Consider the following 19,420-nt stretch of genomic DNA (forward strand, 5'->3'; position numbering starts at 1 on the left):
ATCGTTCTGGGCGATTTTTCCTGGGAGTTCACCGAGTATGGACGCTCTGCCCGGATTAAGCGGTTCACCCACGCCGGAACATTGCATTCCGGAAGGCCGGTCCTTTCACCGGTGCAGACCACTGGCACCCCGACTCCGGCGAATCCCCTCCGGCTCGCGGCGGCAGCCGCACTGCCGTCAGCAACAGGCCAGCCGGGTGTGGGGAGCGCGCGAGGAAGCCCCTCAGCCCATCTCCTTCACCAGGTGGGCGGGCCGCATGTCGGTCCAGTTCTCCTCGACGTAATCCAGGCACGCCTGACGGCTGTCCTCGCCGAAGGCGATCGTCCAGCCCTCGGGGATGTCAGCGAACGCGGGCCACAGCGAATTCTGCTTCTCATCGTTGACGAGTACATAGAACGAGCCGTTCTCGTCGTCGAACGGATTGCTCATCAGGTCTCTCCCCGGTATGCGAGTGGAAAGCCGCTCCCCCACCCTCTCGGCGGTGCATGCTCCCGCAGTCACGGGCGCCTCGCAAGTATTCCGCGGACGAATGGAACTCTCCAGCCCTGTGTGGGCGAAGGGGTTATTCTCCCGCACAGGGAACAGCATTCCGTGAAGACCGGGCGGTACCTCTGTCCATTCCGGCCCGCTGCCGCCTGCCGGAATGGACGGGGATTCCGTATCCGGACGGACACCGGCGCCCTCTCCGGGAGCCTCCGGGTCCTGACGGCGCGCGACTTCTGCACTCCCGGACACCCGTGTGCCCCGTCCACGGTCACCCGGTGGACGGGGCACACGGGGTCGGGACCGGCCGAACCGGTGGGCGGACGGCGGGCGTCGCCGCCTGAACCGCCCCGCAGTCCGCTAACGCACCCCGAGCTCCCGGAGCACCTTGCGCTGGCCGCCGCTCAGGCGGGTCGGGAAGTAGAGATAACACACGCCGCCCGTACCGGACTTGACCTTGCCGTCGGCGTCCTTGCGCTTGGTGCGCAGCCAGATGTTCTCCCACTGGCGGCGCTTGTAGACGCGCCGGACGGCCTCGTTGTCCTCCGAGGCCGGGTCGTTGGCGATGATGTCGCCGTCCTGCGTGAAGCCGATGACGGTCATCAGATGGCCCGCGGTGCCGTAACCCGCGCCGTCCAGTTCGGACTCGATGAAGGACTGCGAGGTGATGACGGGGATGCCCGCCGCCACGAGACGCTCCACGTCGGTGAGGCTGCCGAGCCGGGTGACCACCGACTCCATGTCACGGTAGGTAGCCGCATAGGCCGCGTTGAAGGGCCAGTTGCCGCAGCCCTCGTACTGGTAGTCGAAGGTGTAGCGGGCGGCGTGGCAGACCTGCGGGTCGGTGAAGTCGGGGTCGACCCACTCCAGGTCCTTCTCCGACGGCTTGCGGCCCCAGTATTCGAGGATCATCGTCGAGGAGGTCGGGCTGCACCAGGCCTCGCCGCCGCCGTCGTACTCGGGGTACCGGCCCTTGTGTACTTCCTGCGAGTAACGCGGCACCTCGAGCTCGACGCCGCTGCCCGGTCCGGGCTTGGACGCCGGGACCGTGAAGCGGTCGGGAACGTCCGAACTCATCGCGCTCAGCCGCCACACGGCCGGCTCGGCCCCGCTGGCCAGCGCACGGTAGAGGGTCAGCCGCACCTGGTACGCCGCCAACCGCAGGCCGCTGTCCAGTTCGTCGATGGCGAAGGTGTCGGTCCACACGCTGGACTTGCCGTCGCTCTGGTCGTCGACGGAGGTGCGCCGCGGTACATCCTTGCCGTCGCCGGAGGTCCACACGCCCATCGTGTACCAGGGCGTCTTCGTGCCGTCGGAGTAGACGCCGTGGAGTTCGACGCGCAGCCAGGTGCCCTTCGGGGTGTGTGCGTTCCACGAGGTGATGACTTCGCCTGCCGCGAGGCCCGCCGGCCGCAGCGGCGACGTCCACGTGGCGTACTCCCAGGTGGCGCTCTCCCCGGTGTGCGGGTCCTTGTACTTCGCCGTGCCCTGAGGGGTCTCGAAGACGACGGCGGGACGGCCTCCCCCGGCCACGCGGGTGCCCTCGGCCTTGCCTGCCGCCCAGTCGCTGCGGGTGTTCCAGCTGTGCAGCGAGACCTTCGACTTGCTGCCTCCCGCTCGTCCGGGCCTGCCGGCCCGCTCGGCGGCGGAAGCCGGCGAGGCGGCCGCCACGGCAGCTGTGGCGACGGCGGCGGCGAGTACGGTGCGGCGCGTGGTGGGTCTGCTGTTCATGGCCATAGATCCCTCAACCTCGGTTCCCATGCGGCAGGTGCGCGTCAGAGTGCCACTATCCCCGCTCCGGCGCCCCCCGGGCCAGCAGTCCGGCTCCGACGCACTCACCAATATTGGAGTGGACCAGTGACACGGGGAGGCCGCGGCACCCCTCGGGCGGTTCCGTACGCTGATCCGGTGTCTCCGGTGTCCACGCCCCGCTCCGTCGCCGCGCTCGCCGCGGGTCTGCGGGCGCGGCCGCCGTCCTGCGGGCCCGTCAGGCTGATCGCGGTGGACGGGCATGCCGGATCGGGCAAGACGACCTTCGCCGCGCTGCTCGGCGAAGCCCTCGCCGGCGCCCCCGTACTCCACCTGGACGACCTGGCCAGCCACGACGCCTTCTTCGACTGGACCGCCCGGCTGGACGAGCAGGTGCTCACGCCGCTTTCGCAGGGCCGCAGCGCCCGCTACACGGCGTACGACTGGACTCGTGCGGCCTTCCCCGGCGGCCGGGACGCCACGACGCTGCTGCCTCCCGCGCCCGTGGTCCTGCTGGAGGGCGTCGGCGCGGGGCGGCGCGCGCTGCGCCCCCGGCTGGCCTGTCTGCTCTGGATGGACATGGCGCCCGGGGACGCCTGGCGGCGCGGCCGGCAGCGGGACGGCCCCGGACTGACGGAATTCTGGGACGCGTGGACGCGCGCGGAGACAGCGCACTTCGCGGAGGACTCCTCGTATTCATCTGCGAATTTCCTGGTGCGCCAGGGAGAGCTGGGATTCGAGGTGCACAAGGGGCCCGCGGGAGACCGCTGACAGTCCCAACTCCTCACGCTCGGTGACCCGTTGGGGGTTTCGGGGCTCTCGGCGGAATGCCGCCTCACAGGGCCGCTTGACCCGGAAGCCTCACAGGAATTACTTTTCCAACAGGCGGTCTGTACAGGTCGCCTGCAGACGCGAAGCCCCCGGTTGTTCCCCCGTGATCGGGGGCTTCGTTCTGCCCGCGTCCCTTTGTACGCGGATCCCTCCGAGGCGGTGTTCACCGTATGTGACCGAGTCGGCTCGCAGCGGAATGCCCCACGGAACCGCCCGGCACCGCATGCACCACCCTTCGGCCGGGACGACCCCGCAGGTACGATGCGTAGGGGAGCGGGACATCGGGCAAACCAGGGGCAACGAGCCTCAATTCCCGCCCGGAGTACGGACGTTCGTCCCACACCTCATCCGGCTGCCAGGCGCCGGGGCTCCGGGGCGCGGCGGCCCGGGGACGGAGCGGGCGGGCCGTCGGCGGATGACGGGGGACGTTTCGTGGGGGACGTGATGGATTACGGCACGCAGGGCGGCCCGCATCTGCACACCCCTGCCGACCTTGCCTGGCTTCGGGGCGTGGACGCCTACACCGTCGGCCAGTACGCCCAGGCCGAGGAGGAGTTCCACACGGCTGTGCGGCTCGATCCCGGCATGGCCGACGGCTGGCTGGGGCTGCACGCACTGCGCGCGGACACCGCCACGGCGCTGCTGCGCATGTACCAGAACCGCAACCGCTTCGGCGAGCAGCGCTCGCGTCACGCCCGTAACCTCAACTCCTGGTACTGGCTGGGGTGGTGGGTGCAGCCGGTGCTGGAGAACGACCGCGATCTGCTGCTGGCGCACGCGTCGCACTGGCTGGACGGACGGCACGTCGCCGAGCTGGACAGGGCGCTCGCGGACTGCCCTCCCGTGGAGACCGATCCTCAGGTGCGGTTCCTGCACGCGTGCCGCGCCTACCTCGCCAAGGACTGGGAGCGCCTGGTGGCGCACACCGAACCGCTCGTCGACGACGCCCTGCTGGGCATAGAGGCGGGGCTGTTCGCGGGGATGGCGCGGGTGCGTCTGGAGATGTACGGGCAGGCCGAGCCGCTGCTGGCCGCCGCTCTGATGCGCTGCCGCAGCGAGCAGCCGCAGCGCAAGGAGCTGCGCTACTGGCTCGCGCGTGCCCGCGAGGGCACCGGACGCAGCGCCGCCGCCCTGCCGCTGTACCGCGCGGTGCACCGCATCGACCCGGCTTTCATGGACACGGCCGCGCGGCTCACCACCATCGCCGAGGGCGACGGCCTCGGCGACAACGGCGACCTGGCGGCGGCCTTCACCCTCGCCGGCACCGACACGGGCGCCGGCGGCCGGGTGGGACCGGACGGCCTTGAGGGTCTGGACGCCCCCTTCGAGACGGGTACGGACACGGCCGAGCAGCCTGCCGGCGCCGAGCCGTCCGCGGCGGACGGCGGGTCCGGGCCCGGACCCGGCGTCTCCAACGGCGCCGCCGGCCTCGACGGGCGGGGCGGCCCCGTGGTGCCCGACCCGGCGGAGAGCGCCGACCCGGACCTCGATCCCGGCGCGGACGCGCTGCGCCTGGAGGACTCGGGCGACCCGGCGGAGCCGGTGCGCGTCGACTCCGACGCCGTACGGGACCGGATGGTGCCGCACACCGCCGGCACGGCGGCCGACCGGGTGCTGACCGGGCCCTCCGACCCGGTGCTGCTCGCCCAGGCGCTGGGCGAGCTGGAGCGGATGGTGGGTTTGGAGCCCGTCAAGCGGCAGGTGCGTGCCCTCTCGGCCCAGCTGCACATGGCCCGGCTGCGTGCCGCGCAGGGGCTGCCGGTGCAGCCGCCGAAGCGGCACTTCGTCTTCTCGGGCCCGTCCGGTACGGGCAAGACGACCGTGGCACGCATACTCGGCCGCGCGTTCTACGCGCTGGGACTCTTGGGCGGCGACCACCTCGTGGAGGCCCAACGGGCCGATCTGGTCGGCGAGTTCCTCGGTCAGACGGCGGTGAAGGCCAACGAGCTCATCGACTCGGCCATGGGCGGCGTGCTCTTCGTCGACGAGGCGTACGCCCTGTCCAACTCCGGCTACAGCAAGGGCGACGCGTACGGCGACGAGGCGCTGCAGGTGCTGCTGAAGCGAGCGGAGGACAACCGGGACCAGCTCGTGGTGATCCTCGCCGGCTACCGGGAAGGCATGGACCGGCTGCTGGCCGTCAACCCGGGGCTCTCCTCGCGCTTCACGACGCGCGTCGACTTCCCCAGCTACCGGCCGCTGGAGCTCACCGCGATCGGCGAGGTGCTCGCCGCCGAGAACGGCGACGTGTGGGACGAGGAGAGCCTGGAGGAGATGCGCAGCATCAGCGGCCACGTCGTCGACCAGGGCTGGGTCGACGAACTGGGCAACGGCCGCTTCCTGCGCACCCTTTACGAGAAGAGCTGCGCCTACCGCGATCTGCGGCTGTCGGGCTACCCGGGCACGCCGACGCGGGACGATCTGGCCACTCTGCGGCTGCCGGACCTCATGCAGGCGTACGGTGAGGTGCTCTCCGGCCGGGGTCCGGACGGTCCCCGTCCCGATCCGCCGCCTCCGCTGTCCTGACCGGCTCCCCCTCTGCCGTGTCCGGTCCGGCCGCATCCGCCCCGGCCGCCCCAGCTCTCCCGGCCGAGGCCGAAGAGTCCTCGCTGCCCCCGGTGTTCGCGGTGCCGGCGGGCCCTCCCCCGCTCCGCTGCTGCGGCGGCGCTCCCGCCGGCTCGTGCGCCGGGTCGTGCACTTCTCCTACGAGCATCTCCAGCACGTCTTCCAGCGCCACCACTCCCAGCACCCGTCCCGAGGCGTCCGCGACGGCGGCGAGGTGCGAGGCGGCGCCGCGCATGGCGGCGAGGGCGTCGTCCAGGGGTAGTTCGGCACGCAGCGTGGTCATGCCGCGCCACAGATGCTGGGGCACGGCGCGGTCGTCCTCGGTGAGGTCGAGTATGTCCTTCACATGCAGATAGCCCATGAACGCGCCGTCGGGTGCGCAGATCGGGAAGCGTGAGTAGCCGGTGCGCACGGTGAGTTCCTCGACCTGGCGGGGTGTGACACCGGGGCCCACGGTCACCAGGGACCCGCGGGCGAGGAGCACGTCCGTCACCGCGCGGGAGCCGAGTTCGAGCGCGTCAGAGAGGCGTTCGTGTTCCTCGTGGTCCAGCAGTCCCGCCTGGCGGGAGTCGGCGAGGAGACGGGTGAGCTGTTCGCTGGTGAACGCGGCCTCCACCTCGTCCCTGGGCTCGACGCGGAAGAGCCGCAGCACGACCTTGGAGCACTCGCCGAGCCCCGCCGTCACCGGCCGGCACAGCCGGGCGAAGGCCACCAGGGCCGGGCTCAGCCACAGCGCGGTGCGCTCCGGTGCCGCCATCGCGAGGTTCTTCGGCACCATCTCGCCGATGACGAGGTGGCAGACGACCACGACGGCCAGCGCCACCACGTATCCGACGGGGTGGATCAGCGCTTCGGGCAGCCGCACCGCGTCGAAGACGGGCTCCAGCAGGTGAGCGATGGTGGGTTCCGCCACGGCACCGAGCGTCAGCGAGCACACGGTGATGCCGAACTGCGCGGCGGCCATCATCTGCGGCAGGTTCTCCAGGCCGTTCATCACCTGGCGGGCGCGGGCCGATCCGGCGGCGGCGAGCGGCTCGATCTGGCTGCGGCGCACCGAGACCAGCGCGAACTCCGCCCCTACGAAGAATCCGTTGCCGAGCACCAGCAGTGCGGCGAAGAGGAGTTGGAGGGCGCTCACCGCAGGATCCTCTCCGCGGGCACGGCCCGGGGGGCCGGTGGCACGCCGCGCCCGCTCTCCTCGGTCCGTACGATCCGGACCCGTTCGGCGCGGTGATGGTCGACGAGCCGGACCCTCAGCTGCCAGCCCGGCCCGCCGGGGCCGCCCGGAAGGTGCGCGGTGTCGCCGGGTGCGGGAATGCGGCCGAGGCGGTCGGCGACGAGGCCGGCCACGGTCTCGTACGGGCCTTCCGGTGCGTCGAGCCCGATGCGGCGCAGCACGCCGACGCGGCAGCCGCCGTCGGCCTCCCAGGCGGGACGGCCTTCCGGGTCGGGCGCGGCGGGGGCGAGCTCCGGCAGGTCGTGCTCGTCGTGCTCGTCGCGTACTTCGCCGACGATTTCCTCGACGATGTCCTCCAGGGTGACCACGCCGGCCGTACCGCCGTACTCGTCGACGACGACCGCGATGGGTGCCTCACTGCGCAGGCGCTTCAGCAGCGGCTGCACGGGCAGCGTCTCCGGGACGAGCAGAGCGGGGGCGGTGATGTCGTCGACGGGTGTGCGCAGCCGTTCCTGCGCGGGAACGGCCAGGGCGTCCTTAAGGTGTGCCGTGCCGGTGATCTCGTCGAGGCGTTCACGGCAGACGGGGAAGCGCGAGAGACCGGTGGCGCGGGTCAGGTTGACGACGTCCTCCGCCGTGGCGCCCGTCTGCAGCGCGCTGACCCGTACACGCGGCGTCATCACGTGCTGCGCGGTCAGCCCCGCCAGGGAGAGCGTCCGTACGAAGAGGTCCGCGGTGTCCTGCTCGATGGCTCCCGCTTGCGCGGAGTGCCTGGCGAGGGAGACCAGTTCGCCCGGGGTACGGGCGGAGGCCAGCTCCTCGGCGGGCTGGACGCCGAACGCGCGGACGATGCGGTTGGCCAGTGCGTTGAGCAGTGTGATCACGGGCCGGAACGCGGCGGAGAAGAGCCGCTGGGGCCGGGCGACGAAGCGCGCCACGGCCAGCGGCCGGGAGACCGCCCAGTTCTTCGGCACGAGTTCGCCGATGACCATCTGCACGGCGGAGGCGACGAGCATGCCGACGGTGACGGCCGTTCCGTGCACGGCCCCCTCGGGCAGCCCCGCGGCCGTCAGCGGAGCGCTCAGCAGATGCGCGAGGGCCGGCTCGCAGAGCATGCCGACGACGAGGGAGGTGAGCGTGATGCCGAGCTGGGTGCCGGAGAGCTGGAAGGAGAGCTCACGCAGAGCCGCGGTGACGGCGCGGGCGCGGCGGTCGCCCTCGGCGGCGGCCCGTTCGGCTTCCGGCCGCTCGACCGTGACGAGGCCGAACTCCGCGGCGACGAAGAAGCCGTTGGCGAGGATCAGCACGAAGGCGGCGGCGAGGAGTGCGAGCGAAAGGGTCATGCTGTGTCTCCCCGGAGGGCGGGGGGCACAGCGCAGGTACTACAGGACGATCCGTCCATCTCTGACGGGGGTCACTCCTCGGGTAGCGGGTCGCGGTGGGGCGGCGGCTGGGTCCGCCGTTCCGACCAGAGTAAACACGTCCGCGCGGCGTGCGGCAGAGGCAGCCGGCGGACGAGTTGGTTCCGCCCCGGGCACTTCAGCAGGCTGTGACGGCTCTGCGGCAGGGCGTATCCGGGAAGTCGGCGGGGACGCCTGTCAGCGCATCAGCGCACCGTCTCTCCCGTGCCGTGCTTCTCCGCCAGCGCACGCAGTGCGCCGGCGTCGGCGATGGCCCGCTCCTTCGCGATTCCCGGCTGGATGCCCATGACGGCGAGGCTGGTGCCGTCGGCGAGGTCGAGGCTGACCCAGGGGTCGCCCTGGCGGAGGTTGACGCGCAGCACTTCCGCCCATTCGAGGCGGCGCCTGGTCGTCAGATTGACGACGGTGACTCCGCCTTCGTCGGCGTTCACATGCGGACGCGACAGCAGGAGCAGTACGCCTAGGAAGAGCAGCCCCGTGAAGACGAAGCTGACCCGCTCCCCCGGGCTGGAGGACGGCAGCGTCAGCGCGACCACCGTGAGCACGGCGAAGAGCGCGACGCCGACCGTGACGAGAACGGCCCGCGTGCGGTTCGGACGGAACGTTACGGGCAGAGCGGGCAGTTCGGACATCCGGATCCTCCTGGAGTGCGCGCGGCGGATCAGAGGCGGCAGGCGTGGATGCCGGTGGTGAGGATGGCGCGGGCGCCCAGCTCGTAGAGGTCGTCCATGATCCGCTGCGCCTCCTTCGTACGCACCATGGAGCGTACGGCGACCCAGCCCTGGTCGTGCAGCGGGGACACGGTGGGCGATTCCAGACCGGGCGTGAGGGCGACGGCCTGCTCCAGGTGCTCGGCGCGGATGTCGTAGTCCATCATCACGTACCGGCGGGCCACGAGGACGCCCTGCATGCGGCGGAGGAACTGGCCGACCTTCGGGTCGTCGCCGGGGGCGTCGGTGCCACGTACGACGACGGCCTCGGAGTGCATGATCGGCTCGCTGATGATCTCGAGTCCCGCGTTGCGCAGGGTGCTTCCCGTCTCCACGACGTCGGCGACGACTTCGGCGACGCCGAGCTGGATGGCCGTCTCCACGGCGCCGTCGAGGTGCACGACGGACGCCTCCACGCCGTGTTCCGCGAGGTGGCGGCGGACGATGCCCGCGAAGGACGTGGCCACCGTCATGCCGCCGAACTCGCCGACGTCCTTGGCGGTGCCGGGGCGGGTGGCGTAGCGGAACGTCGAGCCGGCGAAGCCGAGTTGGAGGATCTCCTCGGCCTGCGCTCCGGAGTCCAGCAGCAGGTCCCGTCCTGTGATGCCGATGTCGAGCTTGCCGGAGCCGACGTAGACGGCGATGTCGCGGGGCCGCAGGAAGAAGAACTCGACGTCGTTCTCGCTGTCCGTCAGCACCAGTTCGCGGCGGTCCTTGCGCTGCCGGTAACCGGCCTCATGGAGCATCTCCGCCGCAGGCTCGGAGAGTGAACCCTTGTTGGGGACGGCGATGCGCAGCATGGTGCGGGCTTCCTTTGCTCGGGTGACGTGAAGCATGTGCGGGAGGCGGGATGTGCGGGGGCCGGATGTGCGGGAGTCCGGGGACCCGGAGCCGTTTCCGGGTGTCCGGTGCAGCGGTGTACGTGCGTACGGACGGCTCAGAGGTGAGCGTATACGTCCTCAAGGGTGACGCCGCGGGCGATCATCATGACCTGCAGATGGTAGAGGAGCTGCGAGATCTCCTCCGCGGTGCGCTCGTCGCCCTCGTACTCGGCCGCCATCCACACCTCGGCGGCCTCCTCGACGATCTTCTTGCCGATGGAGTGCACGCCCTGGGCGGCCAGTTCGGCCGTGCGCGAGGTGATGGGGTCGCCGTTGGCGGCCTTGTCCTGGAGCTCGGCGAAGAGCTCCTCGAATGTCTTGTTCGCCATGGTGTTCCCAACTCTACGTGGAGGTCCGGCGGCCTCCTGCGCCCGGGTCGGGCTGTCCGCTCAGACCACGGAGCGCAGCGCGGCGGCCGTCGCCACGGCGGCGGTGGTGGCCTCGTGGCCCTTGTCCTCGGAGGAGCCCTCCAGCCCGGCGCGGTCGAGGGCCTGTTCCTCGTTGTCGCAGGTGAGGAGCCCGAAGCCGACGGGGACCCCGGTCTCGACGCCGACCTGGGTCAGGCCCTGGGTGACTCCCTGGCAGACGTAGTCGAAGTGCGGCGTACCGCCGCGGATGACGACGCCGAGCGCGACGACCGCGTCGTAGCCGGCCCTGGCCAGGGCCCTGGCCGCGACGGGCAGTTCGAAGCTGCCGGGGACACGAAGCAGCGCCGGTTCGGCGGTGCCCAGCTCACGTGCGGCCCGCATGGCGCCGGCCACGAGGCCGTCCATCACCGTCACGTGCCACTGTGCCGCGACCACGGCCACTCGCAGATCGCCGCACTCCTGCACGCTCACTTCGGGGGCGCCCTTGCCGCTCACGTTCTCGCTCCTTGCCTCGGTCCGCTGTCGATTCCGTGCCGTCGTGGCCGTCGGGGCCGTCGGGCGCTCACTGGTTTCCGCAGGGTGAGGCGGGCTGCGCCTCCAGCCACGGCAGGTCGTGGCCCATGCGGTCCCGCTTGGTACGCAGGTAGTGCAGGCTGTGCTCGCCGGCCTCCACGGGCATGACCACCCGCTCCGCGACGCGCAGCCCGTAGCGGGCAAGCGCCTCGGACTTCTCCGGGTTGTTGGTCATCAGCCGCACGGAGCGCACGCCCAGGTCGTCGAGCATCCGGGCGGCGGCCGCGTAGTCGCGGGCGTCGGCGGGCAGCCCCAGTTCGAGGTTGGCGTCGAGGGTGTCGCGGCCGCGCTCCTGCAGCTCGTACGCGCGCAGCTTGGACAGCAGCCCGATGCCGCGGCCCTCGTGGCCGCGCAGATACACCACCACGCCGCGGCCCTCGGCCTGCACTCGCTCCAGGGACGCCTCCAGCTGCAGGCCGCAGTCGCAGCGCAGCGAGCCGAAGACGTCGCCGGTCAGGCACTCGGAATGCACCCGAACCAGCACGTCCTCGCCGTCGGCGTCCGCGAGGTCTCCCGCGACCAGGGCGATGTGCTCGACGCCGTCGGCCGTCGAGCGGTAGCCGTACGCCCGGAAGTCGCCGTGGCGCGTGGGCAGCCGCGTGACGGCCTCACGCCGTACGAGGGCCTCGTCGGGGAGGACGACCGGCTCGGGCTCCTCCCGGCGGAGAGCGGGGCGGGCCTGGCGGTAGGCGATGAGGTCCTCGATGGAGATCACCGCGAGGCCGTGCTTGCGGGCGAACGGCACGAGTTCGGGCAGGCGCAGCATCGTGCCGTCCTCACCGGCGATCTCGACGATGGCGGCGGCGGGACGCAGCCCGGCCAGCCGTGCCAGGTCGACCCCGGCCTCGGTGTGCCCGGCCCGTGCCAGGACGCCGCCGGGCTTGGCGCGCAGCGGGAAGGCGTGCCCGGGCCGTACGAAGTCCGACGGCACGGCCTCCGGATCGGCCAGCAGCCGGATGGTGGTGGCGCGGTCGGCGGCGGAGATCCCGGTGGTGACCCCGTGGTGGGCGACCGCGTCGACGGAGACGGTGAATGCGGTGCCCATCGCCTCGGAGTTCCGCTCGACCATCTGCGGCAGGTCCAGCCGGTCGAGGTCGGCGGCCTCCATGGGCGTGCAGATCAGGCCCCGGCACTCGCTCATCATGAAGGCGACGACCTCGGGGGTGATCCGCTCGGCGGCGACGATCAGATCGCCCTCGTTCTCCCGGTTCTCGTCGTCGACGACGACGACGGGCCGCCCCAGGGCCATGTCGGCTATGGCGCGCTCGACGGGGTCGAGGGTGAAGTCGTCGGGGCTGTGCTCCGGGATCTGAGATGTCCCGGCGGCTTCGCCGTCCGCGTACCAGCCGGTTGTGGCTGCGCTCATGCCTGCGCCTCCTCGGTGCGGCCCGCTCGGGCCGGTTGTTCCGGGCAGCGGCCCGGCGACGCTGCCGGACCCGTTCATGGACGTGCTCCTTCGACGGCGGACTCCCGCGGTGCGCGGGCCGCGGGTGCGGCGTCGCGGGTCCTCAGCCACCAGCTGCGCATGCCCCACAGCACGAGCACGAGGTAGACGACGTAGACCAGTCCGGAGAAGGGAAGCCCGCTGCTGAAGGCCAGCGGGACGCCGACGATGTCGACGAGCAGCCAGGCGAACCAGAACTCCACGAGGCCGCGCGCCTGGGCCGTCATCGCCGCGAGGGTGCCGACGAAGATGTAGGCGTCGGGCCAGGGGCTCCACGACAGCTCCGGCGCGAGGGTGAAGAGCCCGCCGACGGCGAGGGTGCCGAGCACCGTGCCGGCCAGCAGCACCCCGCGTTCCCGGGCGGTCGCGAAGCGCACGGTGATCGCGCCGTCCTCTGCCGTGCGGTTGCCGCGGCGCCACTGGTGCCAGCCCCACAGTGCGACGAGCACGACCAGGAGCTGCTTGCCGACTCCGCCCGCGAGCTGCGCCGAGTAGTAGGCGCACACGAGGACGGCGCCGGCCAGCACCTGCACGGGCCAGGTGAGGACGGAGCGGCGCCAGCCCAGCGCGAGGGCGGCCAGGCCGATGACGTTGCCGATCAGGTCGGAGTAGATGACCTGCTGGCCGAAGGCCGTGAACGCCTCGTCGTTGAGCATCTCCAGGGCGTTCACCGGAGGGCTTCCCTCGCACCGCCGACGCCGTCGCCGGCGCCGTCGTCAGCCGCGGCTGCCCTCGTCTGGGAGCCGGCCCCGCCCGCACGCGTGTCCCCGTGGGTGAGAAGCCGCTCGACGTACTTGGCCAGTACGTCGACCTCCAGGTTGACCGGGTCTCCTGGCTGCTTGACGCCCAGCGTGGTCAGCTCCAGCGTGGTCGGGATGAGGCTGACGGTGAAGTGTTCCTCGCCGGCCTCGACGACGGTGAGGCTGACCCCGTCGACGGTGATGGACCCCTTCTCGACGATGTACTTGGCCAGTTCCGGCGGCAGTTGGACCCGCACCGTCCCGTCCCCGGTCCGCTCCACGAGAGTGCCCGTCCCGTCGACGTGGCCCTGGACGATGTGGCCGTCCAGCCTGCCGCCCAGCGCCATGGGGCGCTCCAGGTTGACGCGGGAGCCGGCGGTGAGGGCGCCGAGGCTGGAGCGTGCGAGGGTCTCGCCGATGACGTCCGCGGTGAACTCGCCGCCGGACGCCTCCACCACGGTGAGGCAGACGCCGTTGACGGCGATCGACTGGCCGTGCCGCACCCCGTCGGTGACGACGGGACCGCGCAGCCGGAAGCGGGCCGCACCGGGCAGCTTCTCCACGGCGACGACCTCGCCCAGTTCTTCGACGATTCCGGTGAACACTCAGGACTCCTCAGTCGCGGCGGTGGAAGCGGTGACGGCGGCGGAGGCGCCGGTCGCGGCGGCGCGTGCGGCGGTCGCCGGTACGGCGGTGATGCGCAAGTCAGGGCCGACGCGGACGGATTCGGTCACCTTCAGCCGCAACGCCTGCGCGATGGTGGCGATTCCGGCGTCGCCGAGCGCTGACGGCCCCGCGCCCAGCAGTACGGGCGCGACGTAACCGATGACCTCGTCGACGGCCCCGGCTCGTACGAAGGACCCGGCGAGCGTCGGGCCGCCTTCGAGGAGCACCGAACGCACCTCTCGTGCGTGCAGCTCCGCCAGCAACGCCGTCAGGTCGACTCCCGGCCCGCCGCCGTCGGCGCGTGGCAGCCTCAACAGCTCGGCCGCGCCTTCGAGTTCGTGCGCGTCGGCGTCCTGCGCTACGGCGACGAGAGTGGGGGCGTCCGTGTCGAGGACGCGGGCGCCGGGCCGTACGACGGCCGCCTCGGTGTCGATGACGACACGCAGCGGCTGCACCGCGCCCGAGACGCCGCGCACCGCGAGGTGCGGATCGTCCGCGCGTGCCGTGCCGGAGCCGACGAGCACGGCGTCGGTGCGGGCACGCAGACGGTGGACGTCGGCGCGGGCCTCGTCGGAGGTGATCCAGCGGCTGGAGCCGTCGGCGGCGGCGATGCGCCCGTCGAGCGTCGCGGCGTACTTCCAGATGACGTACGGGCGCCGCAGCCGCACCGAGGTCAGCCACGCGGCGTTGCCCGCCGCCGCCTCGTCGGCCAGCAGCCCCCGTACGACGTCGATGCCCGCTTCGGCGAGCCGGCCCGCCCCGCCGGGGGCGGAGGGGTCGGCGACGGCGTAGACGACGCGGGCGATGCCCGCCTCGATGAGCGCCTGGGTACAGGGACCCGTGCGGCCGGTGCGGTCGCAGGGTTCGAGGGTGACGACCGCGGTGCCGCCGCGTGCGTCGTCCCCCGCCTCGGCCAGTGCGTGGATCTCGGCGTGCGGGCCGCCGGCGCGCTGGTGCCAGCCCTCTCCGACGGGGTAGCCCTCGGAGCTGAGGACGACGCAACCCACCACGGGGTTGGGGCTGGTGGAACCCAGGCCGCGGGCGGCGAGTTCGACGGCACGGCGCATGGCGGCCCGTTCGGCCGGTTCGGCGGAAGGGGCTGACACTGCGGCTGCTGCGTCGGTGGCCACCGGGTCTCTCCTGCCTCTTCGGGCACGGACTCCGGGGCGCTTAGGGATGTGTACGGGCTCATCGGGACCGGGGCACCGCCGTGAAGGGAGGGACGCCTCCGTGGGATGCACGGCAGCGTCCGCCCGCCCGGGCGGTGTACCGGTCTCGGCCCGCCGCGCACTGCCTCCCATCCGGACTTTCACCGTCGGTCCAGGAATTCCACCTGGTCAACCGGTCGCTGGAGGCGATCGGGTCGCGGACTGTAACCGCCGGTTCGGACTTTCACCGACCCCGGAGTGCGCTGACGTCACTGGTACGCCCCCAGTCTGCCACGGCCCCGCACCGGCCACGCCCGCGTGCCCTGTGGGCTCACTCACAGTGCGTGCACACGGATGCGCGGGCGGGTGCGAGTACTTTCAGCCGCTTGCAAAAGCCTTGCGAAAACCCCTTGTTCGGGTGCGTACGAACCCCCGTACAGTGGCCCGGATCGCGCAGGCCGCAGGGTACGGGCGCGGACCGCGGAGCGCTGAAAGCACAAGTGGCTGCGCAGCGGAGAGACATATACGTACAGGCCGGAGGACCCCGTACATGCAGCAGACCGCCCCCGACGGCGCCACCCGCCGGGCACGGCGCGCGATCTCCGTCGTCTTCGCCGTGCACGGCGGCGTGAGCGGCAGCTTCGCGACCGCCATTCCGTGGATCCGTGAGCACCTCCAACTCGGGCACGGCTGGCTGGGGATGGCGCTGGTCTTCCTCACGGTCGGCGCTTCGGCCGCGATGCCGCTGTCCGCACGCCTCGCCCACCGCTACGGGCCGCGCCGTTCACTGGTGTGGCTGTCACTGATGTGCTGTGCGGGGCTCGCGCTGCCCGCTCTTTCGCCCTCCCTGGTGTGGCTGTGCGTGATCCTCTTCGTCTACGGGTGCGGCCTCGGCCTGATGGACGTTGCGATGAACGCCCACGGGGTGCAGATCGAGGAACGGTACGGGCGCTCGGTCATGTCCGGACTGCACGGCATGTGGAGCGTCGGCACGCTGCTGGGAGGCGCGGGCGGTGCGCTCGCGGCGCACACCGGTCTGGACGGACGGATCCACCTGGGCGTGGTCGCGCCGCTGATGGCGGTCACGGCGCTCGTCGCCTCCCGCTGGGTGCTTGACGTACCGGAGCAGAGCAAGGCCGGCGGGCAGGACGGGGACGCGTCAGCCGGCGCTCCCGAGGCGGAGGAGCCGCCGCGCTTCGCACTGCCGAGCCGCGCCGCGCTCACGGTCGGGCTCATGGGCTTCTTCGCGGTCTTCGCGGAGGGCGCGTCGATGGACTGGTCCGCCATCTATCTGCGCGATGTGGTGGACGCCGATCCCGGCCTGGCCGCCTCGGCGTTCACCGCCTTCGCCTGCACGATGGCCGTCGCCCGCCTGCTCGGCGACGCGGTGGTCCGGCGTCTGGGGCCGGTGCGGACCGTACGAGCAAGCGGCGTCACGGCGGCAGCGGGCGGTGCCCTGGTGGCCGCCGCCTCCACCCCGGCTCTGGCGATCACGGGGTTCGCGCTGATCGGGATCGGCGTCGCGGTGGTCGTCCCGCTGTGCTTCGCCGCAGCGGGCCGCATACCGTCCTCCTCGCCGGGCCAGGAGATCGCGGGCGTCGCCACGCTCGCCTACGCGTCGGGCCTGGCGGCCCCCGCCGCCGTCGGCTGGATAGCGGAGGCCACGTCGCTGTCGGCGTCGTTCGGGCTGGTCACCGTGCTGCTGTTCGGGCTCGTGCTGGGTGCGGGTGTGCTGCGCCAGGAGGGGCGTACGACGGTCTCGGCGACCGCAGGCGATTCTCCCGCCGACTCCGCCGCCGGCGACGCTCCCGCCGTGCCGGAAAGCCGTCCGGCCTCGGCTCCTGACGCCACCTGACCGGGGCGGGGCCGCGCATGGCACCCCGCTTCCTCCCCGCGCGCCCGGCGGGCTGTCTGAGCCCGCGGACGCCGGGGCCGTGTCCCCCGTCCGGGCGCCCCGCGGGCCGTGTCCGCCACACCGCGCCACCACGGCTGCCACGCTGCCCGCATGACCTCAGCTGAACGGACACCCCTGCGGGCGAGGGCGGCCGGCCTGCGGCCTCCGCTCCCTCCGCGTACGCACGGCGCCCTGCACTCCGTCGTGCTGCGAATGCGCGGCATCGGCGCGGAGTTGCCGCAGGGCGACGGTGTCGCAGTCTTCAACCGGGTCTATCTCTCGGTGACGCTGGAGCTCCAACGGCGCCTGGACTCGGGCTGGTTCACCGACCGGGCGTCCACGGAGGAGCTGAGTGCGCGCTTCGCGGGCCGCTATCTCGCGGCGGTGGAGGCACAGCGCGAGGGCAGCCGTCCGCCAGCCTGCTGGCGTCCGCTGTTCCAGCTGCGCCGCCATCCCTACGTACGTCCCCTCCAGTTCGCCCTGGCGGGGATCAACGCGCACGTCGGACACGACCTGCCGCTGGCCCTGCTGGCCACCTGCCGTGCCCGGCGGAGCGAACCGGAGGAGCTGGAGGGCGACTTCGAGCGCGTCGGGGATCTGCTGACTCTCCTTGAGGAGCGCATCCGCGAGGAACTGATGCCCGGCCCCGACCTTCTCGACGTGGCGGATCCGCTGACACATCTGACGGGCGCCTGGAGCCTGGAGATGGCGCGCGCGGGAGCCTGGCTCGCATTCCGGGCGCTCTGGGGTCTGCGCGAACTGCCGGAGCTGGCCGGGGAGTTCACCGAGCGGCTGGACGCGAGCGCCGGCATGGCCGGTCGCTGCCTGCTGACTCCGCTGCCGTGCTCCCCCTCCCCGCGCCGCGCGCCGGCCGCGGGTGCCGTGGAGACGTGAGGGGTCGCGGGAGCGCAAGGGGCACCCTGCAGGACGGGACCTTCCCGTACGGCCACGAGAAGTGTGCAGGAAGGCGCTGAGGCGTGCGGGGTGTTCACGGCGGGCGGGCGCCGGAACGTGATCACTATCCCCCGCCGGCCGCGGTGTGGTGGTATGACCCGGACGCCGGCGCACAAGGGGAGGGCGGTGCCTTGGGGGGCTTGCTCTCCGAACTCGGCAGGAAGATGGCCGAACGGTGGGTCTCGCTGCTGGTCCTGCCCGGCGCGCTCTATCTCGCCGTACTGGCAGCCGCCCACGCCCTCGGCCACTCGCACCCCTTCGACGTGCCGCGTCTCGCCGACCGGGTCACGGCCTGGGCCGGCGCCCCGGCCGTGTCGGGCGTCGGCGGCCAAGTCGTGGTGCTGGCCGCCGTGTTGGGCGGTGCGGCGGCCATCGGGGTAGCCGCCCAGGCCCTCGGCTCGCTGGCTGAACGGCTGTGGTTCGCCGCCGGCTGGGAGGCGTGGCCGGACCCACTGCGGCGGCTGGCCGGCCGGCGGGTCGCCCGGCGCCGGGAGCGCTGGGACACGGCCGCGCGCAGCTACGACCGGCTCCGCGAGGACGCCGCCCGCGCGTTGGCCCGGCGTCGGCCGGTCGATCCTGCGGCACGCGCGGAACGCCGCGCCGCCCACCGGGCGATCACGTCGATCGCGCCGGAACGCCCCGCCCGGCCGACATGGTGCGGCGACCGCGTCCACTCCGTCGCCGGCCGCCTGGACCGCCAGTACCGCCTCGACCTCGCCGTCGCCTGGCCCCACCTGTGGCTGATCCTGCCCGACGCGCCGCGCGCGGAGATCACGGCCACCCGGGAGGCACTGACCCGGGCCACCACGCTGGCGGCGTGGGCGCTGCTCTACCTGCCGGTGGCCGCGATCTGGTGGCCGGGGGCGCTGGTCTGCGCGGCGCTCGCCGTCGTCAGCCGGAGCCGGACGCGGGCGGCGACCGACACGTACGCGCTGCTGTTGGAGGCGGCCGTCCGGCTCCACGTCGGCGACCTCGCGCGCCAGCTCGGGATGCTCGGGACGGAGGAGCCGGGAGCGCTGACCCCCGAGCTGGGCGAGGAGCTGAGCCGCCGGCTCCACGGCGACCCGCCAGTTCCCGAACCGTAAGGCCCATCAGCCGCGTTGTGCTCGTGACGCGTCGTCGGGCAAACTGCCGCGCATGGCTGCGTCGGGCGAGAGCGACCGGATCCTTCTCCTGAAGTTCGACCCCGACGGGCGCGTGGTCATCGCGCGGAACAACCCGGACCACGCCCGCGCTGTGGTGGTCCTGGTCCCCGGCATCGACGCGGCGGCGCTCGGCCCCGCGGACCTCATGGGCCGTGCCGAGTGGCTCTGCCGCCACCTCGCCTCGGGGTCGGACGACGAGACCGTGTCGGTGATCACGTGGCTCGACTACGCCCCGCCCCGCTCGCCGCGCGACGCCCGGGAACATGCGCACGCCGAACTCGGGGCGCTCCCGTTGGCTCGCTTCGTCGCCGTGCTGCCCGTGACGTCGCAGCTCCCCGGCGGCCCGCGGCTCACGGTCGTCGGGCACGGATACGGTGGCCTCGTCGCGGGCCTCGCCGCCCGCGACCACGGCCTGGCGGCCCACGCGTTGGTGCTGCTCGGGACCGCCGGGGCGGGCGCGGAGACGGCGAGCGGGTTGCGCGTCGACGGCCCGGTCTACGCGACGTCGCCCGACGTCAACGGCGACGGCACGCCCTACGGGGTGCACGGACCGCGGCCGGACGCACCGGAGTTCGGCGCGACGGTGCTCCAGCCCGGCCCGCTCGCGTACGGCGGAGACCCCCTGGTCCGCTATCTGCCTTCGCTGCGACGCATCATCCTGGCGCACTGAC

General features: G+C 72.5%; 18 protein-coding genes and 1 riboswitch. Of the genes, 6 read left to right on the forward strand and 12 right to left on the reverse strand.

Annotated elements, in window-relative coordinates; translation table 11 throughout:
- Window positions 1-222 precede the first annotated feature (222 nt).
- Window positions 223-429 (reverse strand): MbtH family protein, encoded by a 207-nt coding sequence (locus ACSMXX_RS00410; protein WP_281393665.1) that lies wholly within the window; start codon window positions 427-429, stop codon window positions 223-225.
- Between the two features lie 414 nt (window positions 430-843).
- Window positions 844-2,214, reverse strand: coding sequence for a peptidase C39 family protein (locus ACSMXX_RS00415; RefSeq protein ID WP_473182001.1), 1,371 nt, complete (start codon window positions 2,212-2,214; stop codon window positions 844-846).
- A gap of 177 nt (window positions 2,215-2,391) precedes the next feature.
- On the opposite strand from ACSMXX_RS00415, the gene ACSMXX_RS00420 reads away from it, so the two are divergent.
- Both ACSMXX_RS00420 and ACSMXX_RS00425 read left to right on the forward strand, forming a co-directional pair.
- Window positions 2,392-3,003: a uridine kinase family protein gene (locus ACSMXX_RS00420; protein WP_473182002.1), complete on the forward strand. Its 612-nt coding sequence runs from the start codon at window positions 2,392-2,394 to the stop codon at window positions 3,001-3,003.
- 504 nt (window positions 3,004-3,507) lie between these two features.
- Window positions 3,508-5,589: an AAA family ATPase gene (locus ACSMXX_RS00425; RefSeq protein WP_473182003.1), complete on the forward strand. Its 2,082-nt coding sequence runs from the start codon at window positions 3,508-3,510 to the stop codon at window positions 5,587-5,589.
- On the opposite strand, the gene ACSMXX_RS00430 is transcribed toward ACSMXX_RS00425, so the two are convergent.
- The 10 genes from ACSMXX_RS00430 to ribD all read right to left on the reverse strand — a co-directional run bounded on the left by ACSMXX_RS00430 (window position 5,510) and on the right by ribD (window position 14,675).
- Window positions 5,510-6,766, reverse strand: a complete 1,257-nt coding sequence (locus ACSMXX_RS00430; protein WP_473182004.1) for a hemolysin family protein — start codon at window positions 6,764-6,766, stop codon at window positions 5,510-5,512. The genes ACSMXX_RS00425 and ACSMXX_RS00430 overlap by 80 nt on opposite strands.
- Entirely contained in the window at window positions 6,763-8,148 is a 1,386-nt protein-coding gene (locus tag ACSMXX_RS00435) for a hemolysin family protein (RefSeq protein ID WP_473182005.1), read from the reverse strand. Before ACSMXX_RS00435 ends, ACSMXX_RS00430 begins: the two co-directional genes overlap by 4 nt.
- Window positions 8,149-8,411: 263 nt before the next feature.
- A complete protein-coding gene (locus ACSMXX_RS00440) occupies window positions 8,412-8,858 on the reverse strand; it encodes a PH domain-containing protein (protein WP_473182006.1) in 447 nt (148 codons plus the stop codon).
- Window positions 8,859-8,887: 29 nt separating this feature from the next.
- A complete protein-coding gene (gene hisG, locus ACSMXX_RS00445) occupies window positions 8,888-9,736 on the reverse strand; it encodes an ATP phosphoribosyltransferase (RefSeq protein ID WP_473182007.1) in 849 nt (282 codons plus the stop codon).
- Window positions 9,737-9,873: 137 nt separating this feature from the next.
- The gene (locus tag ACSMXX_RS00450) at window positions 9,874-10,146 is read right to left on the reverse strand and encodes a phosphoribosyl-ATP diphosphatase (RefSeq protein WP_473182008.1); all 273 of its coding nucleotides are present in this window, start codon (window positions 10,144-10,146) and stop codon (window positions 9,874-9,876) included.
- A gap of 60 nt (window positions 10,147-10,206) precedes the next feature.
- Window positions 10,207-10,680 (reverse strand): 6,7-dimethyl-8-ribityllumazine synthase, encoded by a 474-nt coding sequence (gene ribH, locus ACSMXX_RS00455; RefSeq protein WP_473182009.1) that lies wholly within the window; start codon window positions 10,678-10,680, stop codon window positions 10,207-10,209.
- Between the two features lie 67 nt (window positions 10,681-10,747).
- A complete protein-coding gene (locus tag ACSMXX_RS00460) occupies window positions 10,748-12,124 on the reverse strand; it encodes a bifunctional 3,4-dihydroxy-2-butanone-4-phosphate synthase/GTP cyclohydrolase II (RefSeq protein ID WP_473182010.1) in 1,377 nt (458 codons plus the stop codon).
- A gap of 74 nt (window positions 12,125-12,198) precedes the next feature.
- Window positions 12,199-12,873, reverse strand: coding sequence for a nicotinamide riboside transporter PnuC (pnuC, locus tag ACSMXX_RS00465; protein ID WP_473182011.1), 675 nt, complete (start codon window positions 12,871-12,873; stop codon window positions 12,199-12,201).
- A complete protein-coding gene (locus ACSMXX_RS00470; RefSeq protein WP_473182012.1) occupies window positions 12,870-13,547 on the reverse strand; it encodes a riboflavin synthase in 678 nt (225 codons plus the stop codon). The genes pnuC and ACSMXX_RS00470 overlap by 4 nt, the downstream gene beginning before the upstream one ends.
- A complete protein-coding gene (ribD, locus tag ACSMXX_RS00475; protein WP_473185049.1) occupies window positions 13,548-14,675 on the reverse strand; it encodes a bifunctional diaminohydroxyphosphoribosylaminopyrimidine deaminase/5-amino-6-(5-phosphoribosylamino)uracil reductase RibD in 1,128 nt (375 codons plus the stop codon).
- A gap of 216 nt (window positions 14,676-14,891) precedes the next feature.
- Window positions 14,892-15,022, reverse strand: a riboswitch (FMN riboswitch).
- 284 nt (window positions 15,023-15,306) lie between these two features.
- Here ribD and ACSMXX_RS00480 point away from each other — a divergent pair.
- From ACSMXX_RS00480 to ACSMXX_RS00495, 4 genes are all read left to right on the forward strand, one after another.
- Complete coding sequence (locus ACSMXX_RS00480; RefSeq protein ID WP_473182013.1) at window positions 15,307-16,611, forward strand: MFS transporter; 1,305 nt, start codon at window positions 15,307-15,309, stop codon at window positions 16,609-16,611.
- A 150-nt stretch (window positions 16,612-16,761) separates the two neighbouring features.
- Window positions 16,762-17,544 (forward strand): DUF5995 family protein, encoded by a 783-nt coding sequence (locus tag ACSMXX_RS00485; RefSeq protein WP_473182014.1) that lies wholly within the window; start codon window positions 16,762-16,764, stop codon window positions 17,542-17,544.
- Between the two features lie 200 nt (window positions 17,545-17,744).
- Complete coding sequence (locus ACSMXX_RS00490; RefSeq protein WP_473182015.1) at window positions 17,745-18,689, forward strand: hypothetical protein; 945 nt, start codon at window positions 17,745-17,747, stop codon at window positions 18,687-18,689.
- 52 nt (window positions 18,690-18,741) lie between these two features.
- Window positions 18,742-19,419 carry an alpha/beta hydrolase gene (locus ACSMXX_RS00495; RefSeq protein ID WP_473182016.1) on the forward strand — a complete coding sequence of 226 codons (678 nt, stop codon included), beginning with the start codon at window positions 18,742-18,744 and terminating at the stop codon, window positions 19,417-19,419.
- Window position 19,420: the final 1 nt, after the last annotated feature.

The organism is Streptomyces sp. DSM 116795 (assembly GCF_055792905.1).